Genomic DNA, 21,475 nt, shown 5'->3' on the forward strand with positions numbered 1-21,475 from the left:
CTCAGCCCCGCTGCGCCAGCGCGTAGTCGATCGCCGCGCGGATCGCCGCCACCTGCGCGTCGTTGCACTGCTGCGGCGTGGCGCGCGGGCTGTCGGGATAGACCTCGGTGGTGGTGCGATAGGGCGCGTCGGTGATGCCGGCGCACAGGCCCAGGGCCTTGCAGTCGTATTCGATCACGCCCGGGGCGACCGCCGGCGAGCCGATCAGCGTACCGTCCGGGTCGGCCGGGGCGATGTGGGTCACCTTGGCCACCGCGGCGTTGACCGCCTGCTGGAAGGCTGGCGCCGGCGCGGCGCTGTCGGCGCACAGATAGAAGCCGTCGGGGATCGTGCCCGGCACATAGGGCTTGCCGTCGCGCGCGGCCAGCGCCGGGCGGAACTCGGTCTCGTCGCTGTCGGTGGTCTCGTGCAGGTCGATGTGCATCACGATGCCGGCGCGCAGCGGCGCGATCAGCGCCAGCAGGGCGGCCGATTCGGCGGCCGGGCTGTGCGCGCGGAAGTTGCGGTTGGGGTCGAGCGCGTCGGGGTTCCAGCGGTGGATGCGCTCGTAGCCCCACGGGCTCACGCACGGCACCACCAGCAGGTTGGCGCGGCCGGCGTAAGCGGCGGCGTGGTGTTCGAGGAACTGCAGCGCGCCCTGCACGCCGCTGGTCTCGTAGCCGTGCACGCCGCCGGTGACCAGCATGGTCGGCAGCGCCGGGTCCCAGGAGCGGCTGCGCACGGCGAACAGGTCGTACTGGTCCGCGTCGTAGTCCAGATGGCCATACGGCGCGACGTCGAAGCGCGCACGCAGCGCTTCGATCCGGGCCAGCACCTCGTCGGCATAGCCGCGTTTGCGGGTCTGGGCGGCGCGCCACTGCGCCTTCTCGGCCGCGCCCCAGGGGCGGCCCGGCGTGCCGATGGAAAGGGACGTGGACACGGTCATGCAGCGACACCCTGGCAGCGGAAGGAGGCGCGGGACTTTAGCACCCGCCCGCCGCCCGGCCGGCCGCACCGGACGCTCTCCATGCATCCATCGCGATGAAGCGATAAGATGCCGCACCCGCCGCCCAACGCCCCGCCATGACGCCGATCAGCCTCGAGTTCTACCCGCCCAAGACCGACGAGCAGCGGGCCCAGCTGAATCGCACCGCCGAGCGGCTGGCGCGTTACGCGCCGGAGTACGTCTCGTGCACCTTCGGCGCCGGCGGCTCGACCCTGAGCTACACCGCCGAAACGGTGCGCCACCTCAAGCAGCACCACGGCTTCGACGCCGCCCCGCACCTGTCCTGCGTGGGCGGCAGCCGCGAGGAGATCCGCGAGCTGCTCAAGCTCTACCGCGCCATCGGCTGCAAGCGCATCGTCGCGCTGCGCGGCGACCTGCCCTCGGGCATGGGCCATGCGGGCGACCTGCGCTATGCCTCCGAGCTGATCGCCTTCATCCGCGCCGAGCACGGCGATGCGTTCCAGCTGGAAGTCGGCGCCTATCCGGAAACCCATCCGCAGGCCAGCGACGCGCTGTCGGACCTGAAGCACTTCAAGGCCAAGGTCGACGCTGGCGCCGATGCGGCCATCACCCAGTACTTCTACAACGCCGATGCCTATTTCGGCTTCGTGGAAGCGGTGCGCAGGCTGGGCGTGGAGATCCCGATCATTCCCGGGATCATGCCGATCGCCAACTTCGCCCAGCTGCGGCGCTTCTCCGAACAGTGCGGCGCGGAGATCCCGCGCTGGATCGCCAAGCGCATGGCGGCCTACGGCGACGACGCGGCGGCGGTGAAGGACTTCGGCGCCGACGTGGTCGCCCAGCTGTGCCAGCGCCTGATCGACGGCGGCGCGCCGTCGCTGCACTTCTACACGCTCAATCTGGCCAAGCCCACGCAGACGGTGCTGCAGCGGCTGGGGATTCGCTAGGGACGCGCGGTTGGGCATCCCCTTGGAGCGCAGTGCTCCCGCGGAAACGGGGAGCTGGGGTCTTTGGCCCTCGTGGGGGGAGTCACAGGGTTCCCGCGTTCGCGGGAACGACGAGGTGAGGTCTCGCCGCTGCGTGCGGTGCGCGCCGTAAACCTGGCCGCTCGCCGGAACCCACGCGCTCGCCGGAAAGCGCCACCGGATGCGCGCGCCAACCCCAAAGCTCGTCATCCCCGCGAATGCGGGGATCCAGGGACGTTCGGACAGGCCGCGCAACGTCCATGGGCTCCCGCGTTCGCGGGAACGACGGCGGGTTTTGCAGCGGCTTCCGGTCTTTCGTTCTTCTCAGCCGTGGTAGCCCTCCGGCCACGGCGGCGATGGGCTGCACAGGTCAGGCCACATCGCCGGCATGCCGGCTCCCACCCTCGTCATGGACTTCAGCTTGGCTGGGGTAGGCTGCGCCCCTTCATGCGCATGCCCGTCACGCTCCTGCTGCTGCCCCTGGCCCTCGCGCTGACCGCGCTGGCGTGGTCGGCTTCGGCGCGGGCCCAGGCGATCCATCGCTGCACCGACGCCAGCGGCGTGAGCGTGTTCACCGATCGCCGCTGCGAGGACCTGGGCGCGGCCAGCCGCGTGCCGCGCCCGCTGCCGACCATCGCCGGCGAGGCCGGCGACGCGCCGGCGCGCACCCACCTGGGCTGCCCGCGCAAGCTGTCCGACCTGGTCCAGCGCATCGGCGCGGCCATCGCCGCCAAGGACGCCAACGACCTGGCCGCGCTGTACCAGTGGAACGGCATCTCCGACGCGTCGGCCAATCGCCTGCTCGACCGCATGGAGGGCATCGTGCGCCGGCCCCTGCTGGACGTCACCCCGGTGCTGCCGGCGCCCGACCCGGTGGTCGAGGCCGACGGCACCATCACCGATGCCAACACCGATGGCTTCTATCCGCAGGCCACCCCGCCGCAGCGCCGGCGCCCGGTCGGACTGCGCCTGCAGCAGACGCTGTCCAACGGCACGCCCACCTCCACGGTACTGGGCATCCGCCGCAGCTACGACTGCTTCTGGATCTCGCTCTGACCCACCATGCCCGCGGGTGCGGGCCTCCATGGTCGGAGGTGCCGCGAACGGCTCAGGAACGTCTTGGTCGCGGCCCTCAGGCCGGATGGAACCGCAGCGTGGCCACCACGCCGCGCTCGGCACCAGGCCGCACGCTGACCTGCCAGCCGTAGAGATCGCACAGCCGGCTGACGATGGACAGGCCGATGCCGCCGCCCTGGGAGTGCCCGGCGTGCGTGCCGCGATAGCCGCGGTCGAACAGCCGCGCGGCGTCCTCCTCGCTCAGGCCGGGGCCGGAGTCGATGACCTCGACCGCATCGCCCCGCACGCGCACCCGCACCGTGCCCTCCTGGGTGTACTTGACCGCATTGCCGACCAGGTTGCCCAGCGCCACCGACAGCGCCGCCTCGGGCGCATCGATGACCAGGTCCTGGTTGCCTTCCAGCATCAGCTCCAGCGGCTTGCCGCCGATCTGCGCACGGTGCGAGTCCAGCAGCTGCTCGGCGACCTTGGCCACATTGCTGGTGCCCTGCCCACGCTCGTTGCGCGAGAGCAGCAGCAGCGAGCCGATCAGGTCCGAGCACGCCTGCTCGGCGCGCTGGATGCGCAGCAGGCGCGCCTGGATCTTGGGCTCCAGGTCGGGCTTGCCCAGCAGCAGCTCGGTCGCGCCGCGGATCACCGCCAGCGGCGTGCGCAACTCGTGGCTGACGTCGGCGTTGAACTCGCGATCGCGCTGCACGACCTCGGTCAGGCGGTTGGAATAGTCGTCCAGCGCGCGCGCCAGTTCGCCTACCTCGTCTTCGGGGAACAGCGGCCCCAGCTGGGTGGGGTTGCTGCTGCCGCGGTAGGCGCGCAGGCGATTGGCCAGCTCGGACACCGGGCTCATCACCCGCGAGGCCGCCCACCAGCCGATCAGCAGCGAGACCAGCGTGAACAGCAGCACCGTGGCATACAGGGTGCGCTTGAACTGCACCTCGCCCAGCGCGACCTGGCCCATGTCGTAGGCGATGAAGAACCAGGCATTGGGCGTCTTGCGCACGCCGACCTTGTAGGCGAAGGGCTTGCCATCCGGATCGGTGCCCGACATGGGGTGGATGCCGTCGTCGAGTTTTTCCCACTCGGGGAAATCGCGCCGCAGGCTGTCCAGCTTGTCCGGGCGATAGACGAAGCCCTTCATCTGCTGGACCGGGATGTCCAGGTTGCGCCCGCCGCTGGCCACATAGCTGCGCCAGGACGCTTCCATGTTGCGGTTCATCACGTCCTCGACCAGCTGGTTCTCCACGCGCTGGCGGGCCAGGATCGAGGCATAGGCGAACAGCACCGTCAGGCACAGACCCAGCAGGGCGAAGGACCAGACGATGCGGGTGCGCAGCCGCCGGCGGAACTTACGCGCCCGCGTCGCGGCCGGCCGCGCGGACGCGTGGCCCTCAGGCTTCGGGAGCGGCGATGCGGTAACCGATGCCATGGCGGGTCTGGATGAGCGGGACTTCGAACGGCTTGTCGACCACCGCACGCAGACCATGGATGTGCACGCGCAGCGAGTCCGAGTCCGGCAGCTCCTCGCCCCACACGCGCGTCTCCAGCTCCTGGCGGGTGACCACCGCCGGCGAGGCCTCCATCAGCGCCTGCAGGATCTTCAGCGCGGTCGGGTTGAGCTGCAGCAGCTTGCCCTGGCGGCGCACTTCCAGCGTGTCCAGGTTGTATTCCAGGTCGCCCACGTCCAGCACGCGGGTCTGCACGCCCTTGCCGCGGCGCGAGAGCGCGTTGAGACGCACCTCCACTTCCTGCAGGGCGAAGGGCTTGATCAGGTAGTCGTCGGCGCCGGAGTCGAAGCCGGCCAGCTTGTTGTCCAGGCTGTCGCGGGCGGTGAGCATCAGCACCGGGGTCTGCTTGCGCGCTTCGTTGCGCAGCTTGCGGCAGACCTCCAGGCCATCCATGCCGGGCAGGTTGAGGTCGAGCACGATGGCGTCGAAGTCGTGGACCACGGCCAGGTGCAGGCCGGTGACGCCGTCGGCGGCGAAATCCACGGTGTGGCCGCGATCTTCGAGGTAATCCCCCAGATTGGCGGCGATATCGCTGTTGTCTTCGATGACGAGGATGCGCATGTCAGCAGGTCTCCTGCGGCCGGGCGGCCGGGACGGCGCCAGCACGGCGCATCGGGAATGGGAAAGTCATGGGGATCCTTGGGTTGTTCCTGTGCGGGCCAAGCCGCGGCGGGCCGGCCTGTTCAGCCTTCCGCGCGGGACGGGGCGATTCTGTCACACCGTCGGTGAGCCTCCCTGCATGGCCGTTCACGTTCGGCTGGCGGGGCGGCGTGCGAGGGGGGCTGGGCGTTGGACCGCGGCGGCGGCCACCAGTTCCACCACCGCCCCGGCGATGTCCACCCCGGAGACCTGCTCGATACCTTCCAGCCCCGGCGTGGAATTAACCTCCAGCACCAGCGGGCCGCGCGCCGAGCGGATCAGGTCCACGCCGGCCACGCCCAGGCCCAGCACCTGGGCCGCGCGCACGGCCACGGCCGCCTCTTCGTCGCTGGCGATCGCCGGAAACGCCTCGCCGCCACGATGCAGGTTGGAACGGAAGTCGCCCTCCGGCGCCTGCCGGCGCATCGCCGCCACCACCCGGTCGCCGACCACGAAGCAGCGCAGGTCCGCGCCCTTGGCCTCCTCGACGAACTCCTGCACCACGAAGCTGGCGTACAGCCCGCGCAGCGCCTCGATTACCGAACGCGAGGCCGAGGGCTTCTCGGTCAGCATCACCCCGGCGCCCTGCGCGCCCTCGTTGAGCTTGATCACGTGCGGCGGCGGGCCCAGCAGCGCCAGCAGGTCGGCGGTGTCGTCCGGGTTGTCGCCGAACACGGTGGCCGGCAGGTCGATGCCGTGGGCGGCCAGCAGCTGGTGCGCACGCAGCTTGTCGCGCGCGCGCAGGATCGCATCGGAGCTGTTGGGCGTGTGGCAGCCCATCAGCTCGAACTGGCGCAGCACCGCGGTGGCGTAGCGGGTGACCGAGGCGCCGATGCGCGGAATGACCGCGTCGAAACCGGACAGGGTGGCGCCCTTGTAGCGCAGGTCGAAGCGGCCGCGGTCGATGCGCATGTAGCAGCGCAGCGGATCGAGCACGCGCACGGTGTGGCCGCGCTGGCGTCCGGCCTCGACCAGGCGCTTGGTCGAATACAGCCGCGTGTTGCGGGAGAGGATCGCCAGTTTCATGCGGCTGCGGGCCGGGGTCGAAAACGGCGCACAGCATGACACGGCGCCGTGACCGCTCATGCGCGCGCCGCCGCGGCCCTCAGTCGACGGTGCAGTCGACCGAGAAGGTCAGCGCGCCGCCCACCGGCAAGGTCTGCAGCTGCAGGCCGGTGTTGGACTGCAGTGCGGCCAGCAGCGCGGCATCGCTGCCGGTCGGGCAGATCGCGCCGCCGCTGGCGTTGCCGCAGCGGGCCGCGGTGCAGGTCAGGCCCGCCGCGGCCGGATCGCGGAGTACCGCGCCATCGGCGGCGACCGGCCCCGCATTGCCGACCACGATCCGGTAGCTGGTCGCCTCGCCACGGGTCAGCGTGTCGCCGGCCTGATCGTTGGGACCGGACGACGGTGTATTGGTCTTGGTCACGCTCAGCTCGGCGCGCAGCGAATAGCACACCCGCACCGATCCGTTGCGCCCGCTGCCGCCGCCGTCGGCGCCGGCCACGCGTGTGGGCGAGGTCGCACTGGCCGCGACATAGGAACCGCCACCGCCCGGATAGGCCGACTCGGGCGCACCGCCGCCGCCGGAGTATCCACCGCCGCCGCCACTCTCACGATCGTCCGCGCCACCGCCGCCGCACACGCCCCAGCCGCCGGCCGCGCCGATGCGATCGCCGGCCATCGGTTCGCCCGTGCCACCGGCGCCCCCGGAAGCCCCGTTGATCGAACACTGGCCGCCGCCCCGCGCGCCCTGGTGCGCGCCCGCATAGGTCACGCCCTGGCCGGGACTGTTGAAGCCACCGCCACCGGCACCACCGTCGCCGGTCTGGCAGGTGGTGCTGCCATCGGCGGCGACTTCACCGAACTGGCCCCCTGCCCCGTTGACGCCACCCAGCCCGCCGGCCGCGCAGTCGCCGCCGGTCGGCGAACCGCCGTTACCGCCATCCAGGCCCGCGCGCCCGCCGCCGCCGTTGCCGGTGTTGTCGTCGCCACCGCCCGCGCCGGCGATCAGTGCCAGCGTGCCGTTGAGATACGCGCCCGAGGCGCCGCCGCCACCGGACTCCTGGTCGTTGGCGCCGGGCGGTGCCTGGCCCGCCAGCAGCGTGATCACATCGCCCGGCGCGACGGCGAACGTGCCTTCGACCCGCGCGCCGGCGCCGCCCTGATACGGGTTGGGCGTGCGCTCGCCGCCGTCGGCGCCGACGGCGATCAGACGCACCGAGGTCACCCGCGCCGGCACGGTGAACGTGGCGGGCGCATTGCCCGTGTAGGCATACAGGCGGGTCTGCTCGAGACCGGCCGGGCAGCTGGTGACTTCCTGGGCCTGGGCCGAGGCCAGGGCCGCAAGCAGCGCCAGGCCGAGCCCCACACGGACGAACACGAACGAAGACTTCATCGAACCTGGGGACCTTGCTCAATCACGGGAAATGCCCGATCGCGGTTGAAACCGCGAAGCTGAGGCCTTTGGTAGAAGCCCCCGCCTTGGGGAGCAACTTTCTCATCAAATCTTGCGGCCTGCCTGTAGAGCGGAGCTTGTGGCAATCCCCTCTTGGGGACTCCGCTGCTCTTCGTTCGGTTAGTGGGGGAGGGCCCCAGCGGAGCAAGCTCCGCTCTACAGGGGGGAGCCGCGATGGCGGCGATAGGGCTTTGCCGGGAAAGCCTCACCGCCGCCATGCCGCCCCCCCACGATGGGGAGTGCGGCAGGATCTTAGTCGACCGTGCAGGTGACGGTCAGCGTGACCGTGCCGGCGTTGGGCAGCGTGGGAATCGCAGCCCCGCCGGAGCTTTGCAGGGCACCCAACAGCGTGCTGCCGCTGGCCTGGGTCGGACAGGCCGCGCCGTTGGTGGTGCCGGTGCAGCTGGCGCTGGTGCAGGTCAGGCCGCTGCTGGCCGGATCGCGCACGATCGCGCCATTGGCGGCCTGCGGACCGTTGTTGGTGACCACGATGGTGTAGGTCTGGCTCGAGCCCTTGACCACCGTGTCGTTGGCCTGATCGCTGGCGCCCGCCGCGGGCGTGTTGGTCTTGGTGACCACCAGGTTGGCGCTGGCCTGGGCGATGGTGATCTGCGCGTCCTCGACCTCGCCGCTGGTCGCCGTGCCGGCGGGGCTGGCGACCTCGCTGGCGTTCTGCGCGTAACGCAGGCGGACCCAGGTCGTGCCGGCCTGGATGTCGTTGGGCACCGTCCAGCTCAGGCTGGCCGTGCCATTGGCACCCGAGCATGTGCCGGCGGCGCGCTCGTCGCTGTCGAAGGTGCCGTTGCCGTCGAAGTCGATCCAGCCGGCCACCGTGCCGGTGCCGCTGCAGGCGATGCTGCGCGTCAGCACGGTGCTCCCGCTGCCGGCATTGATCGCCGGCGAGGTGGGCCAGCCGTTCTCCTCATTGGCGCCGGCGATGCCGTAGGCGTTGTCGGACGACGACGTACCGGGCTCGCCATCCGGGCCGACCGTGCCCACGTGATCGGTGGTCAGCGGCGACAGGCCACCAGGGCTAAATAACCTGTCGTTGATGTTCGTGCCGCTGGCCGACACGCCGCTGTCGTCGCCGTGCACCCAGTCGTAGAACAGGTGCGCGGCGGTGCCATAGCTGCTGGGCGCATCGCCGTAGTCCGCGCGCGGCACGAGCAGGCCGATGGACATGGCGGTGATACCGCCGCCGCGCATGGCGAAGGACATGCTGGGCGTGGCGGTCGGCGTGGTGAAGGTCAGGTAGCTGAGCGCCACGGGACTGGTGCCGCCGCCCTGCCCGCCCGGACCGAACTCCATGGTCTGGCTGCCGCCGTTGGTGGTCTTGGTGGCGGTATAGGGATTGCCGTTGCCGGCGAACATCTCCAGGATGTTCCAGTTGCCCGCGGCCGTGCCGCGGATGTATTCGCTGGGGACGCCGTTGCCGTCCAAGGTGGATTCGAGCGACTCGGCATCGGCGATGACCAGGCCGGGAATCGGATACGACGCCCCGTTGCGGGTCGCCGAGCAGTCGATATCGAAGCTGGCCGTCGAGGTCATCGCCGTGGCCAGACCCGCCACCAGATTGTTGGCGCCGCCGGTGCCATCGATGTTGTACATGTCCTCCAGGCCATCGCCGCTGTAATCGCCGGAGCGATAGCTGCTCAGCGCGCCATTGAGGTTGGACAGGGTGCAGGTCACCTGGATCTGCTGGCCGTTGGCCACCTGCAGGGTGGCCGTGGTCTGCGCGCCGTTGGCCAGCGCCACGCCATCGGTGCCGTTGACACCGCCGCCCCAGGTCAGCCAGAGGATCTCGTTGCGGTACTTGCCCGTGCCGCCGGTGGCGTAGGCCGCGGCCTGCGCCTGCTGCATCGGCGCCAGCGCCGCGCCGGCGGCCAGCGCCAGCCCCAGGCCGCGCGCGGCCCAGCCATGGATGAAGTGCTTGCGCATCAGTAGCTCCCCACCAGGTTGATGAACCAGCCCTTGTGGTCGTAGTCGAAGTCGGTCAGGTCGTCGCTGAACTGGGTGAAGTTGTAGCCCAGCCCGATCCGCAGGTTCTTGCCGATGTCGCGGTCCACGCCGGCCAGCCAGCCCTGGCGGTTGCCGCCGTCCTCGACCTTGAGCAGGCGGTACTCGCCCATCGCATGCCATTGCTGGCCCAGGTCGTAGCGCACGGTGGTGCCGTAGAAGGTCGTGGTCGAATCGAACCACTGGCCCGTGCCGCGGCCGTAGCGCGCCTTGCCCACACGCTGGGCGACCTTGGCCGCGAACTCCCAGCGCTGGTCGGGCTTGTACACACCTTCCAGCGAGAGCACCTGGGTCTTCTGGTCGTAGTCGTGCCCGCCGATCTGCGCCAGCGTGGCCAGGTCGTACAGATAGGTGTAGCGGCCGAACACGGCCCAGCGCACCGAGTCCCAAGGACGCCAGGCGAAGCCCAGGTTGCCCTGGATGAACCTGGCGCCGGCGAGCGGATCGAGCTTGTCGTCGGTGTCGGAGTAGTTCAGGCGACCGGCGATGCGCCAGCTGTCGTTGAAGCGATGCGTCAGGCGATTGGTGGACACCCACTGCTCGCGCTCCTCCGCACCGGTGTCGCGCCGCCATTCCACCTTGGAGGCCCAATCCGTATCGGGCGAGGTGCGGCCCAGGCTGACGCTGATCGCGCGCCGCTCGACTTGCCCGCCGGCGCTGTTGACCAGATCGCCGCGCTGCAGGGTGAAGCCGCTGGTCCAGCCCTGCGCCGGGTAGAAATCCAGGCCGAAGGTATGCGCCAGGCCGGACTCGCCGGCGGTGTCGTCCTTGAGGAACTGGCTCTCGTTGAACACGTTGATCTGGTTGGACAGGCGCCAGCGCTGGCCCAGCGTCCAGCCGTCGCGCGCGCTGTTGTTGAACAGCGGGTCGTAGGCCTGGGTGTCGTCGTGGGTGGCGGTGTAGGCGCCGTACAGGCTGTGATCGGGCGTGAGGCGGTACTCGGCATTGACCGTGGCCGCATCGCCCCGATCGCCGCTGGTGACTTCCGCGCCGACCGAGGACAGGTTGCCGAACAGGTACTTGCCGCCGACGGTGTAGGCGTCGTTGTCGGCGTACTTGCCGTGGTCGTCGTCCAGGGTCAGCTGCGCCTGCCCATACAGGTCGAAGGTGTCGCCGAAGCGGTGCGTGTACTTCAACGCGCCCAGCAGGCCGGCGGCGTCGCCGACGGTGCGCTGCTCCTCGACGCGGCGGATCTCGGCGGCCAGCGTGTCGAAGTCGCCGATGCGCCACTCGCTGGTGACCTGGGCCTGGATCAGCGACTGCGCACCGCTCTGCGTCTTGCTGTAGCGCGCGTACACGCTCAGGTCCTGGGTGAACTGGCCGGTGACTTCCGCGCCGTACTCGGTGAGGTCCTCGCCGGTGTCGTAGCGGCTGATCGAATAGCCAGCGCCGACCTCGCGCCACCACGCGCCGGCCGCCCAGTCCTGCTGGGTCCAGCCGAGCTCCTTCAGATTGGCGCGCGCCTCCACGGCCTTGGCCTCGCCCTGGCGCGGGCCGGTGGCGTTGATCTGGGTGAAGGTGAAGCCGCCGTTGTCGGAAAAGAACACCGGCGTGGCGTAGGACTCGGTCTGGCTGTACTCGGCCTTCAGATAGGTGCCGCGACCGGCCTGCAGGGTGACATCGCCGCCCTTGAGCGTGTAGTCCTCGCCGCTGCGGTTCTCGTCGACATAGGTCGCACCGACGGCCACGTGGTCGCCCAGCCACTGCTTGCCGCGGAAGCCTGCGGTGAACTCGTCGTCGTCGAACCCGGTCGGGACGAATTCGTAGTCCACTAGCAGGCGCTGCGTATAGCCGTCCAGCGGCGTGTCGCGGGTGAGCGTGGTGACGTTGTCGCGCGTGATCTGCGCCAGCGGACGGGTCAGCAGGATGCGACCCTGGATCTGGTCGATCTCGTAGTCCACCCCACGCACCAGCGTCGCCCGGTCGACCACGCGGCCGGTGGTCGGGTCGCTGACTTCCAGCACCACCTGGTCGGAACCGGCCAGGATCTCGGTGTGCTTGAGGTAGTACAGGCTGCCGCCGGTGCCGAGGAACTCGCTATGCCCCGGCGCGCTCTGCGCCTGCGAGCCGAACGCGCGCACCTGGGTCTTGGCCTCGCCCCAGGGATTGATCGCGTGCGAGCGCCAGTCGATCGCCGCGCCGTACAGCGAGCGCACGTACTGGGCGTACTCGGTGTCGGTGAAGCCGGTGGCGTAGTTGCCCCACAGCGCCTGGTTCTTGTCCCAGTCCACGCGCACGTAGAACCGGCCCTGCGTGTCCACGTCGCGACGCACGGACGAGTCGTCGCCGTAGGTCGGGTAGTACAGGTCCGGGTCCAGGCTGCGGAACACGTCCGTGGCATAGGCCTGGGTGAAGTGGTCGAACAGGTGCTCCAGATCCTGCTCGGTGGTGTCCGCCTGCGCGGTCACCAGGTACTTGCCGTTGAACTTGGCCTTGCCGTAGAAGGCCAGGCGGCCGTCGCTGATGATGTCGTCGGCGTAGCGCGGATCGGTGGCCGACAGCGTCGCGGTCGAACCGGACACCTTGTTCTGCGCCACGGTCACATCGGCCAGGCCGACGCCGAAGAAATAGCGCCCGGTGACATCCACATCCAGCGTGCGGTGCGCGGCCGGCACGCCGGTGCCCGCGGCCGCGCCGCCCAGCCCGTCGGCGTCGTCCTGCAGCGCCACGTCGAAGCTGTGATGGCCCACCGGCACCAGGTACTCGGCGGCGAACTTGCGCTCCAGGTCGACCGGATAGGTCTCGCCGTTGATCGCCAGCTGGTAACCCTCGGGCAGGTTGCGGCCCTGGATGCGTACGCGCGAGCCGTACAGCGGGATGTTCTGCAGGCGCAGCCCGTTGCCGGCGAACACGTCCTCCACCAGGCGCTGGGTCTGGGCCTGGTCGTCGGTCAACGCCGTGCCGAGGCTGCGTTCGGTCGACGTGCGCAGCAGGTCGCTGCCGCGCTGGGCCTCGTCGGGCCGGACCAGCTGCAGCGTGCGCGGCGTGGTCTCGTCGAAGCGGCCCTGCGCGTCGTAGGCGCGCAGCACATAGGCCAGCGAATCGCCGGCGCGATAGTGGTAGTCGGCCGGCAGCTGCCCATCCCAGTCGACATGGCTGACGTTGCCCACCTGCATCGGCACGGTGGCCAGCGGCGCGACCAGGTCGGTGTCGGTGGCGCGATAGATCGCCAGCTCGTAGCGCGCGACGAAGGCCGAGTAGTTGCTGCGCACATAGAACTGCACCGGCTTGGTGATGCGCGCACCGTCGAAGGCAACCAGCCCCGGCGCCGACACCGACAGCTCGGCCGTGCCGATCTGGGGATCCTCGGTCGCCCAGATCACCCCGCCGTTGGCCAGGTTGATCGAGAACTTGCCCGTGGCCGTGGCCTGGCCCGGCTGCACCTGCAGGATGTCCACGCGGCGGTCCGCCGCAAGCGCGGCGGCGTCGGACGCCTGCGGCGCGGTGACCGGCTGCGTATCGCCGCGGGTGCGCACCTTGAACAACAGGCCTTCGCTCGCCTGGCAGCCCTCCGGGCCGCACTGCGGCTCGGGGGTCTCGGGCTGAGCGGGGGACGCCTCCTGCGCGGCCGCCAGCGGCGCGGTGCCGGCCAGCAGGCTGATCAGGGTGTAGTCCAGCAACTTCATCGTGATGGTCTTCATGCTCAGCCCCCTTACTGCCCGGCCACGCCGGCAGGAGCCGTCGGATCGTCACTGGATTGCACCGTCACCTTCGCGCGCACCTCGGGGCGCAGTCGTTGGGCCAGCGCCTGGTACACCGCCTTGGCGCGGCGCAGGCCGAGTTCGACGTTGCGCGCCGCGTCGCCGCGACGGTCGGCATGGCCGACCAGCGCCACCACGCCACCGCCGCGCTGTTCCAGATAGCGCGCCACGCCATCCAGCAGCGCATCGGCCTGCGGCTTGATCGTGGCCTTGCCGATGTCGAACAGGACCGAGCCCAGCAGCGGGCCGCGCCCGTCCAGGCCGGCGATCATCGTGTCCGGATCGGACGCCTCGCTGCGCAGGCTCATGCGCGTGGCCGCCGCGGTGGCGGCCGTCAGACGCGGCACCAGCGCGGCCTTGACCGCGTTGGCGCGGTCGAACGCCAGCGCGGCGCTTTCGCCGTCGGCGGCGATCACCACCTCACCGCCGTGATAGGCCTCGATGCGGCCGGCCATCTTCTCCACCACCGGCAGGTACTGCGGCTTGAGCTGGGCGCTGTCGGCCTCGAACAGCACCTGACCCAGCTCCAGTTCGACCGTGCGCGCACCGCCTTCGATCAGGCCCTGCGGCAGCTTGATGCCGAAGTCGAAGCGCACCGGCATGCCGGGCGTGATGCGACGGACCAGCGGATTGGCGGTGGTGAACTGCGCGCCGCTCGGCAGCGTGGTCGGATCGACCTTGAGGATGAAGTTGCGGCCGCGCGACCACTGCCCACCGTCGACGCCTTCCAGGTGATAACGGCCGAACTGGTCGGTCTCCATCACCAGGCCTTCGACCGAGGCGATGCGTACGCCGGGAATGCCGCGCTCGTCGATGCCGCTGTTGCGGATCACGTAGTCCACCACGTAGCCCTGCTCGCCCTGCGACAGGCGGCGCTCGACCGTCGGCGCGGCCGCGGTGAGGCCCTTGGCGGCCTGGCCGCTGGTGTCCACGCGCGTCCTGCCTGCCGCATCCATGCGCACGGTCACGCCCTGGTCGGTGGTCAGCACGAAGTCGTCGCTGAAGCGCGGCGCGCTGAGCACCTGGCGGATCACCACCTGATGCGCCTCGGCCGGATCGGCCTCGGACTGGCGTGCGCTGAGCTTGCCGACGGCGATGCCGTGCAGCAACGGCGCGCTCGCGTCGGCCTGCGGCTGCCAGCCCTGGCCGGCATCCATCAGCGTCGAGTTGGGCACGTAGGCCGACGGATCGAACCCGCCCTGCACGCGCAGGCCGGTGATGGCCGCGCTGTCCTGCCAGCCATCGCCGTCGCGGTCGTCGAACACCGTGCCCACCAGCAGACTCTCATCGACCAGCGGATCGGAGGAGATGGTCAGCGAGGCGGTGGCGACGTTGGACACCGGCGCACCGGCGGCGGTGACCGCCTGGGCCTGGTTGACCTGGGTGCCCTGGCGCACGCCGGCGCCCACCCGCATCAGGTAGACGAAGGTCGCGCTCTGCCCGGCGGCCACGTCCACGCCGGCGATGCGGATCGGCGACTGGCCGCTGACCGTGGCGCTGCGGTCGTCATCGCCGGCGACCAGCGAGCCGGCCACATAGGTGAAGCCCGGCGGCGGCGTATCGGTGATCGCGCCGCCGACGAAGTTGCCGTCGCCGACGTTGCGCACGGTCAGCGTGTAGCGCACCAGGTCGCCGACCACCGCGGTGTTGACGGCCACGGTCTTGGTCAGGCGGATGTCGTAGCTGGAAGCCACGATGACCGTGGCGATGGCGCTGCCGCAGTTGCTGGGGTTGGCGGCCTCGCAGATCGTGTACGGATAGGCGTAGGTCGCGGCCGGCGTGCCCGCCGCCACGGTGATCGTGCCATCGGCGCGCATGACCAGGCCAGGCTGCGGCGAGGTGCCCGGGGTCAGCACCACATTGGTCATGGTGGCGCCGCTGCCGCCGACGGTGTCGTTGCCGAGCACGCTGGGCAGAGTCGCGCCGGCGCTGCTGTCCACCGTCGGCGGATGGTCGTCCACCGGCACGATCGGGGTCACGGTCACCACCACGGTGGCCACCGCCGGATCGCAGTTGGTCGGATGGGCGCGTTCGCAGATGGTGTACGGATAGCCGTAGCTGCCGGCCGGCGTGCCGCGGCTGACGGTGATGGTGCCGTCGGCGTTCATCGCGAGGCCGGCATTGGGCGAGGTCCCCGGCGTGAGCGACACGGTCGAGGTGCTGACCGGCTGGCCGCCGAGGGTGTCGTTGCTCAGCACCGTGGTGGTCGTGCCGGCTTCGTTGATGGCCGGGAAGCGGTCGTCGTTGGCCACGATCGGCGGGGCCACGACCACGGTGGCGACGGCGCTGTCGCAGTTGTTCGCGTTGTTCTTGGCGCAGATGGTGTACGGATAGGCGTAGGTCGCGGCCGGCGTGCCGGGCGCTACGGTGATGGTGCCGTCGGCGTTCATCGTCAGCCCCGCCTGCGGCGAGGCGCCCGGCGTCAGCGTGACCGTGTTGAGCGACACCGGCTGGCCAGCCAGAGTGTCGTTGACCAAGACCGAGGGCGTGGTCCCGCCCGAGCCGCTGCCGATGGCCGGCATGGTGTCGTCGACCGCATCCACGGCCGCCTGGACGACGATGACCTTGGTGGCCGTGTCGCAGGTCGCCGGCGTGGTCGGCGGGTTGATGCACAGCGTGTAGGTCAGCGTGTAGCTGCCCGACGTGGTGCCCTGGGCCACGGTGACGCGGCCGGTGGCCGGGTCCAGCGTGATGCCGCCCGCGGCCGGCGTGCTCGACAGCGTCGAGCCGGTGATCGTGGCGTTGCCGCCGGTGCCCAGCACGGCCGGCGCGTTGTTGACGGTGTCGTTGCTGGTCACCGGCGTGGCGGTCGTGCCCCCGGCGCTGGTCAGCGTCTCGGCCGCATCGTCGACCGCGTCGATGCCGGCCTGGACCACGATCACCTTGACCGCCGTGTCGCAGGTCGCCGGATTGGTCGCCGGATTGGTGCACAGCGTGTAGGTCAGCGTATAGCGGCCCGGCGTGGTGCCCGGCGCCACGGTGACGCGGCCGGTGGCCGGATTCAGCGTGATGCCGCCCGCGGCCGGCGTGCTCGACAGCGTCGAGCCGGTGATCGTGGCATTGCCGCCCGTGCCCAGCACGGCGGGCACCGCGTTGACCGTATCGTTGCTGGTCACCGCCGTGGCGGTGGTGCCGCCGGCGCTGGTCAGCGTCTCGGTCGCATCGTCGACCGCGTCGATCGCGCTGCCCACGTTGACCGTGACCGTGGCGATGTCGCACACCGCCTGGTTCGGGCTGGCCAGGCACACCTGGTACTGGTAGGTGGTGGTGCCGCTGAAGCCGGCGTTCGGGGTGAAGGTGATGGCGCCGGTCGTCGCGTTGACGGTGGTGCTGCCGTTGGGCGAAGGCGTGGTGACCGTGACCGAGCCCGGGTTGATCGTGCCGCCCACGTGGGTGTCGTTGGTCAGCACGGCGGTGGTCACCGGCGTGGTGGCCGGCGTGCTGGCCGTGTCGTTGACCGCATCGATGCTCGGCGCCGCCACGGTCAGGGTCGCGGTGGCCGTATCGCAGTTGTTCGACTGGCCGGTCTGGCAGATCGTGTAGGGATAGCTGTAGCTGCCCGGCGTGGTGCCCGGCGCGACGGTGATGGTGCCGTCGGCGTTCATGGTGATGCTGCCGGCCGCGGGCGACGGCGCCGTGCCCGGCGCCAGCGCGACCGTCGCGGTGGTGGCCGCCGCGCCGTTGAAGGTGTCGTTGCCCAGCACCGAGCCGGTGCTGGTGCCGCTGACCACGGTGCCGAACGGGTCGTTGACCGCATCGATCGGCGGATCGATGGCGGTCGCGTCGGACGGGGTGCAGCGCGACTGGGTCGCACCGGACGCCGGGCAGGTCGCATCGCCGCCGCCGCTGACGCGCGCGGTGTTGGTCACGCTGCCCGTGGTGCCGCTCGTGACCGCGACCGTCAGCGTGATCGGGTTGCCGGACGCGCCGTTGGCGATGGCGTCCGTGCTGGTGCAGGTCACGGTCGGGGCGGTGCTGCTGCAGGCCCAGCCGGCGCCGGTGGCCGAGACATAGGTCAGGCCGCTCGGCAGCGTGTCGACCACGCTGATCGCGCCACTGGTGGGCGCGGTACCGGTGTTGCTGGGGGTCAAGGTGTAGACCCCGTTCTGGCCCTGGCGGAAGTTGCCGCTGTGGCGCTTGGCCAGGCTGAGCTGGGGCGCCACCACCGTGTCCGAGTCGGTGGCCGAGACCTCGCAGCTGCCGCCGGCGGTGCAGGTCACCCCGGACGGGTTGGTGACGGTGACCGTATTGGTGACCGAGCTCTGAGCGGCGGCGGGAAGCGCGGCGGCCAGGCCGATCAGCAGCGCGAACGAGGAGAGCGCGCGCAAGACCTTCTGCGCGCCACGGATTGACGTCACTGCCACGGAACTGCCCCCTGTTTCAAAGACACAAGGCAGCGCCGGTCCACCCACGGCCAACGCAGCCTTGCGAGCCTCCCCAATCACGGCCAAGGACCGCGATGTACGACGCGCGCCGCAAAAACTGCTAGGCAAGTCGCATTGAAATGATAACTAGCGCACGCTTTTCTGACCACCCCTGAAATAAACGTGACTTGAGTCACGAATTTCACATGCGTGACTCAAAGCGTTCAGCTAAGACGTAAACACTTTGTAAAACAAGCGACTAGCTCCTCCTCCGTGCAAAATGAACAGGGGAGCTGATCAGCCGGCTCGATGCGGGGAGGCGACGACTGGCGGGCACCGACAGACAAACGGCAGCGGCGAGCGGCGTTTGCCGGCGACCGGGTGCGCCGCTTGGTTTCGGATCAGAACAGGAACAACAGGCGGCCGGAGACGACCCCGGCCTGATGCAGGCAGGGAGCGTCTCCTGCTCTGATCAGTGCGCCAGGGCTGTCAGCGGCCTATTCCCTGGACAGGCCGCTCATGCCGCTGACGCGCGTAACACGCCGCGCCTGGCGGCGATTGCGCCAGCACGGGGTTGCGAGCCGGCATGGCAGGTCCGAGGATTGGCTTCGCCCTCGCTCGTCCCGCCCCATGCCCCCCAAGCCTCCGACGCCGTTGCTGTCCCGCAAGCCCGCAGCCGAACAGGCGGATCAGGCATTGATCCAGGCCGCGATCGCCGAGGCACATCGGCGCATCAAACGCATGCTGTCCGCGCACTTCCACGATTTCACGGACAAGCAGCAGCGTCAGGTTCGGGCCTTGCTGAGCGCAAAGCAGCCCAAGGCTGCTACGCCGGTCGTCAAGGCAAGACCGAGGCGCAAAGCGCCGCTCTAGTTCCGTCCGCCGGGCGCAACTCCGAGGCTATTGATGCGCAGTTCTGTGCGGGGCGTGCGCCTGCGACTGGACCGGGGCAGACATGGCATCGGCGGCGGCCGTGCTGAATGCCATCGGCGTCAGGGCGCCTTCGGTCACCGAGACCTGGGCCCGCCCCAGCACCGCGCCCTGCTTCTCGGCGGCAAACAGCTGGGTGCCTTCGGGGCACATAGGCAGATCGAACTTGATCCGCCAAGGCGGGAGAGGCAATCAGAAGTAATAAAAGCCACTTTCTTTTGGGGCTGTCGCTCCGACCCTTATTGGCGTGCTATCTCTTCCGCAAACCCTTCTGAGTTTCACCTGACAGACACTCAGCATCGCCAGCTTACAGACAGAGAGAAGAGCAATGAGGTAGCGCATACCCATCACCCGTTGAAAGGAGAGGGACGGGGGAGCGTGCGTAGAGGCCCGAGCGGCGCGGCAGCATGAACGGTTTGGGGACCCACATCCTGATCTCCTCCGCGCGGAGGAGATCGTTCAAGGAACGCCTGTCGCCATTCCCCTGCAATCTCAACCATCTACGGACTTCGAGAAGCAGGATGGAGCGGGTGAAGGGAATCGAACCCTCGTCAGTAGCTTGGGAAGCTACAGCTCTACCATTGAGCTACACCCGCGTCGGGTGGGCAGTCTATGCGCTGGCCGGCGGCCGGCGCAACGCCGTCGGGCGATGCACCGCCCGGCGCGGGGCCGGGCGGTGCGGTCCGGCGGGCCGGACCGGATGGATCAGAAGCTGCCGCCCAGGCTGACGAACACACCCGAGTCGTTGGCGCTGCTCTGGCCGATGGTGCTGCGCGCGCCGAAGTCGGCGTTCAGGCCGGCGACGTGGCCGCGGGCGCCGACCACGACCACGCCGTAGTCCTGGTCGAAGTCCACGCCCGGCACCGCGTAGCGCATCGCGCCTGGGATGGACTTCAGCGAGGCCCAGGCCTGGGCCGGGCTGTCCTCGAACTCGCGGTTGTAGGTGGCCTGCACGTACGGCGTCCAGGTCGGCGAGATGTCGAAGCTGGCGCGCCAGCCGGCGCTGCCGATCAGCGAATCGAACTTCTGGTTGGGAAAGGACAGCGCCGTGGAGGACAGGTTGTTCTCGTCGTAGCCGTCGACCTTGATCGTCTGCGAGACCAGGCCCAGCACCGGGCCGGTATGCCAGGGGCCGCCCTGATTGAAGTCGAAGCCGGCGTTGATCGCCGCGGTGAAGTTGCTGCCGTCCGGCGAGCCTTCCTGCTTGCGCGTGGCCGTGCCCAGCTGGATCTGGCGGGTCACATCGAAGCTCAGCCAGGTGTAGCTCAGCTGCGCATTGACCCAGGCGCCGCGCCCGGCCCACTGCGCGAACACGCCGGCGGTGGTGTCTTCCTGGTCGAACTTGCCGCTGGAGTGGCCGAAGTCCTGCTTGCCCTTGCCGTAGCCGGCGAAGGCGCCCAGGGTCCAGCCGTTCTGCGCCCAATCGACGCCGAACAGCCCGGCCGGCGTGGTGCCGTCGTACAGGTCGCCGTCCTGCTGGCGCTGGCGGTCGGCACGCAGGTCGCCCCACCAGCTCCAGCCCTGCGCCTGGCCGGTGGTGTCGGCGTGCATGGACACGCGCTCGGCGCGCGAATAGCCCACCACCGAGGCCGAATGCGGCAGCACGGCGATCTGGCGCGGGCCTTCCAGCACCGACAGCGCGTACTGACCCAGCAGCTGGTGCGCGGCGGTGCTCGGATGCACGCCGTCGGCGAACACGTAGTCGGTGTTGGCGGTCGGGGTGACGTAGTTGAGCGGGCTGCAGGTCACCGAGGACATCGCGCCGCAGGCCGTGCCGGTGGCATTGGTGAAGCCATACGCGGCCGGGTTGCTGGTGACCTCGTCGATCAGGGTGAAGGTGTCCAGCGGGATCACGCGCAGGCCCGAGGCGGCCAGGCCGTTGAACAGCGCGGTGTTGTAGCCCGTGGCCAGCTGGGTGCCGGCGGCCGAGGTCGCCGCGCCGCCTGCGAGGAACTGCGGGGTCTTGCCCAGGTCCGGGATGGTCGGCACCAGCACGTACTGCGCGCCGGCCGCCTGCAGCCGGCCGATCACGCCCACCTGCGCGGTCACCGCCGAGCCGATGATGGTCTGGGCCTGCGCCGGCGCCTGGGCGGCGGCGAACAGGTCGTTGGCGCCGCCCCACACGGTGTACAGCGCCTTGGCGTCGGCGACGCCGCCGGTCTTGGTCAGGTAGCTGTTCACCTGCGACACGATCGACGGGGACGGGCCCAGCGCGGTGTTGACCGTCGCGTTCACGCGCGCGCCGCCCACCGCGTAGTTGGTGCCGCCCTGGTTGTCGCTGGTCGCGTTGGTGCCGTAGAAGTCGGCCACGTACTCGCCCCACACCAGACCCGGGTTGGTAGTGAAGCGACCGACGATGGCCGCCGACGGGCCGGCGACCTGGATCAGGGCCGGGCGAAAGTGACCCGAGTCGGTCAGGCTGTCGCCGAAGAACACGGTCTGCGAATAGGCCGGCTGCTCGGCCTGCGCCGGCACGGTGAACGCGGCCAGGGCGACGACCACCGCTGCGGACAGGGTGGACAGGGAACGGGGTGCGGACATGCGATCCTCCAACGGATCAGAAGAAGAACAAGGATGCGGTGGCCGCCATACGGCGGCGCACTGGCGGCAATGGTTCATCTTGCGCTGCGGCAACTCACGCTGCACTGCGGCATGGCGCCCGCCATCGCCAGGCAGGCAAGGGACACGCGGCGACAAGGGGCGCCACAGGCCCGATGCTCGACTCGAGCGAAGCCTTGGCCCGGCGGACAGATCTGGCTGCAACCGCCTCCCGGCGACGACCACGCGATCCTGGCGGCGAGTTGGGCGATAATTCGTCTCATGTCGTCCCTGCCCCCGCCCTTCACGCCGGTCGTCTGCACGATCACCGGTCACCGTCGC

13 protein-coding genes and 1 tRNA gene are annotated in these 21,475 nt (G+C 70.0%); 3 read left to right on the forward strand and 11 right to left on the reverse strand.

Features of this window, described 5'->3' with window-relative positions; genetic code table 11:
• Position 1: 1 nt before the first annotated feature.
• Positions 2-925: a M14 family metallopeptidase gene (locus EAT51_RS01345; RefSeq protein ID WP_130561176.1), complete on the reverse strand. Its 924-nt coding sequence runs from the start codon at positions 923-925 to the stop codon at positions 2-4.
• A 137-nt stretch (positions 926-1,062) separates the two neighbouring features.
• On the opposite strand from EAT51_RS01345, the gene metF reads away from it, so the two are divergent.
• Together metF and EAT51_RS01355 are read left to right on the forward strand one after the other, a co-directional pair.
• The gene (metF, locus tag EAT51_RS01350) at positions 1,063-1,893 is read left to right on the forward strand and encodes a methylenetetrahydrofolate reductase [NAD(P)H] (RefSeq protein WP_130561177.1); all 831 of its coding nucleotides are present in this window, start codon (positions 1,063-1,065) and stop codon (positions 1,891-1,893) included.
• Between the two features lie 471 nt (positions 1,894-2,364).
• Positions 2,365-2,967 (forward strand): DUF4124 domain-containing protein, encoded by a 603-nt coding sequence (locus EAT51_RS01355; RefSeq protein ID WP_130515761.1) that lies wholly within the window; start codon positions 2,365-2,367, stop codon positions 2,965-2,967.
• 76 nt (positions 2,968-3,043) lie between these two features.
• On the opposite strand, the gene EAT51_RS01360 is transcribed toward EAT51_RS01355, so the two are convergent.
• From EAT51_RS01360 to EAT51_RS01390, 7 genes are all read right to left on the reverse strand, one after another.
• Positions 3,044-4,411: a sensor histidine kinase gene (locus EAT51_RS01360; protein WP_130515759.1), complete on the reverse strand. Its 1,368-nt coding sequence runs from the start codon at positions 4,409-4,411 to the stop codon at positions 3,044-3,046.
• Entirely contained in the window at positions 4,374-5,051 is a 678-nt protein-coding gene (locus EAT51_RS01365) for a response regulator transcription factor (RefSeq protein WP_130515758.1), read from the reverse strand. The genes EAT51_RS01360 and EAT51_RS01365 overlap by 38 nt, the downstream gene beginning before the upstream one ends.
• 186 nt (positions 5,052-5,237) lie before the next feature.
• A complete protein-coding gene (rimK, locus tag EAT51_RS01370) occupies positions 5,238-6,155 on the reverse strand; it encodes a 30S ribosomal protein S6--L-glutamate ligase (RefSeq protein WP_130515755.1) in 918 nt (305 codons plus the stop codon).
• A 79-nt stretch (positions 6,156-6,234) separates the two neighbouring features.
• Complete coding sequence (locus tag EAT51_RS20725) at positions 6,235-7,524, reverse strand: DUF11 domain-containing protein (protein WP_130515752.1); 1,290 nt, start codon at positions 7,522-7,524, stop codon at positions 6,235-6,237.
• 312 nt (positions 7,525-7,836) lie between these two features.
• Entirely contained in the window at positions 7,837-9,522 is a 1,686-nt protein-coding gene (locus EAT51_RS01380; RefSeq protein ID WP_130515750.1) for a CshA/CshB family fibrillar adhesin-related protein, read from the reverse strand.
• Positions 9,522-13,241, reverse strand: a complete 3,720-nt coding sequence (locus tag EAT51_RS01385) for an RHS repeat domain-containing protein (RefSeq protein WP_205953482.1) — start codon at positions 13,239-13,241, stop codon at positions 9,522-9,524. The genes EAT51_RS01380 and EAT51_RS01385 overlap by 1 nt, the downstream gene beginning before the upstream one ends.
• An 11-nt stretch (positions 13,242-13,252) precedes the next feature.
• Positions 13,253-17,665 carry an OmpA family protein gene (locus EAT51_RS01390; RefSeq protein WP_165422673.1) on the reverse strand — a complete coding sequence of 1,471 codons (4,413 nt, stop codon included), beginning with the start codon at positions 17,663-17,665 and terminating at the stop codon, positions 13,253-13,255.
• Between the two features lie 630 nt (positions 17,666-18,295).
• Between EAT51_RS01390 and EAT51_RS01395 the strand changes: the two genes are divergently transcribed.
• On the forward strand, positions 18,296-18,538 hold the full coding sequence (locus tag EAT51_RS01395; RefSeq protein ID WP_130515745.1) for an ADP-ribosyltransferase family protein: 243 nt from the start codon (positions 18,296-18,298) through the stop codon (positions 18,536-18,538).
• A gap of 27 nt (positions 18,539-18,565) precedes the next feature.
• Here EAT51_RS01395 and EAT51_RS01400 read toward each other — a convergent pair whose 3' ends face one another.
• The 3 genes from EAT51_RS01400 to EAT51_RS01410 all read right to left on the reverse strand — a co-directional run bounded on the left by EAT51_RS01400 (position 18,566) and on the right by EAT51_RS01410 (position 21,097).
• The gene (locus tag EAT51_RS01400) at positions 18,566-18,748 is read right to left on the reverse strand and encodes a hypothetical protein (protein ID WP_130561179.1); all 183 of its coding nucleotides are present in this window, start codon (positions 18,746-18,748) and stop codon (positions 18,566-18,568) included.
• A gap of 369 nt (positions 18,749-19,117) precedes the next feature.
• A tRNA-Gly gene (locus EAT51_RS01405) sits at positions 19,118-19,191 on the reverse strand.
• Positions 19,192-19,300: 109 nt separating this feature from the next.
• Positions 19,301-21,097 carry an autotransporter domain-containing protein gene (locus EAT51_RS01410; protein ID WP_205953492.1) on the reverse strand — a complete coding sequence of 599 codons (1,797 nt, stop codon included), beginning with the start codon at positions 21,095-21,097 and terminating at the stop codon, positions 19,301-19,303.
• Between the last annotated feature and the right edge of the window lie 378 nt (positions 21,098-21,475).

The organism is Pseudoxanthomonas winnipegensis (assembly GCF_004283755.1).
GTDB lineage: Bacteria > Pseudomonadota > Gammaproteobacteria > Xanthomonadales > Xanthomonadaceae > Pseudoxanthomonas_A > Pseudoxanthomonas_A winnipegensis.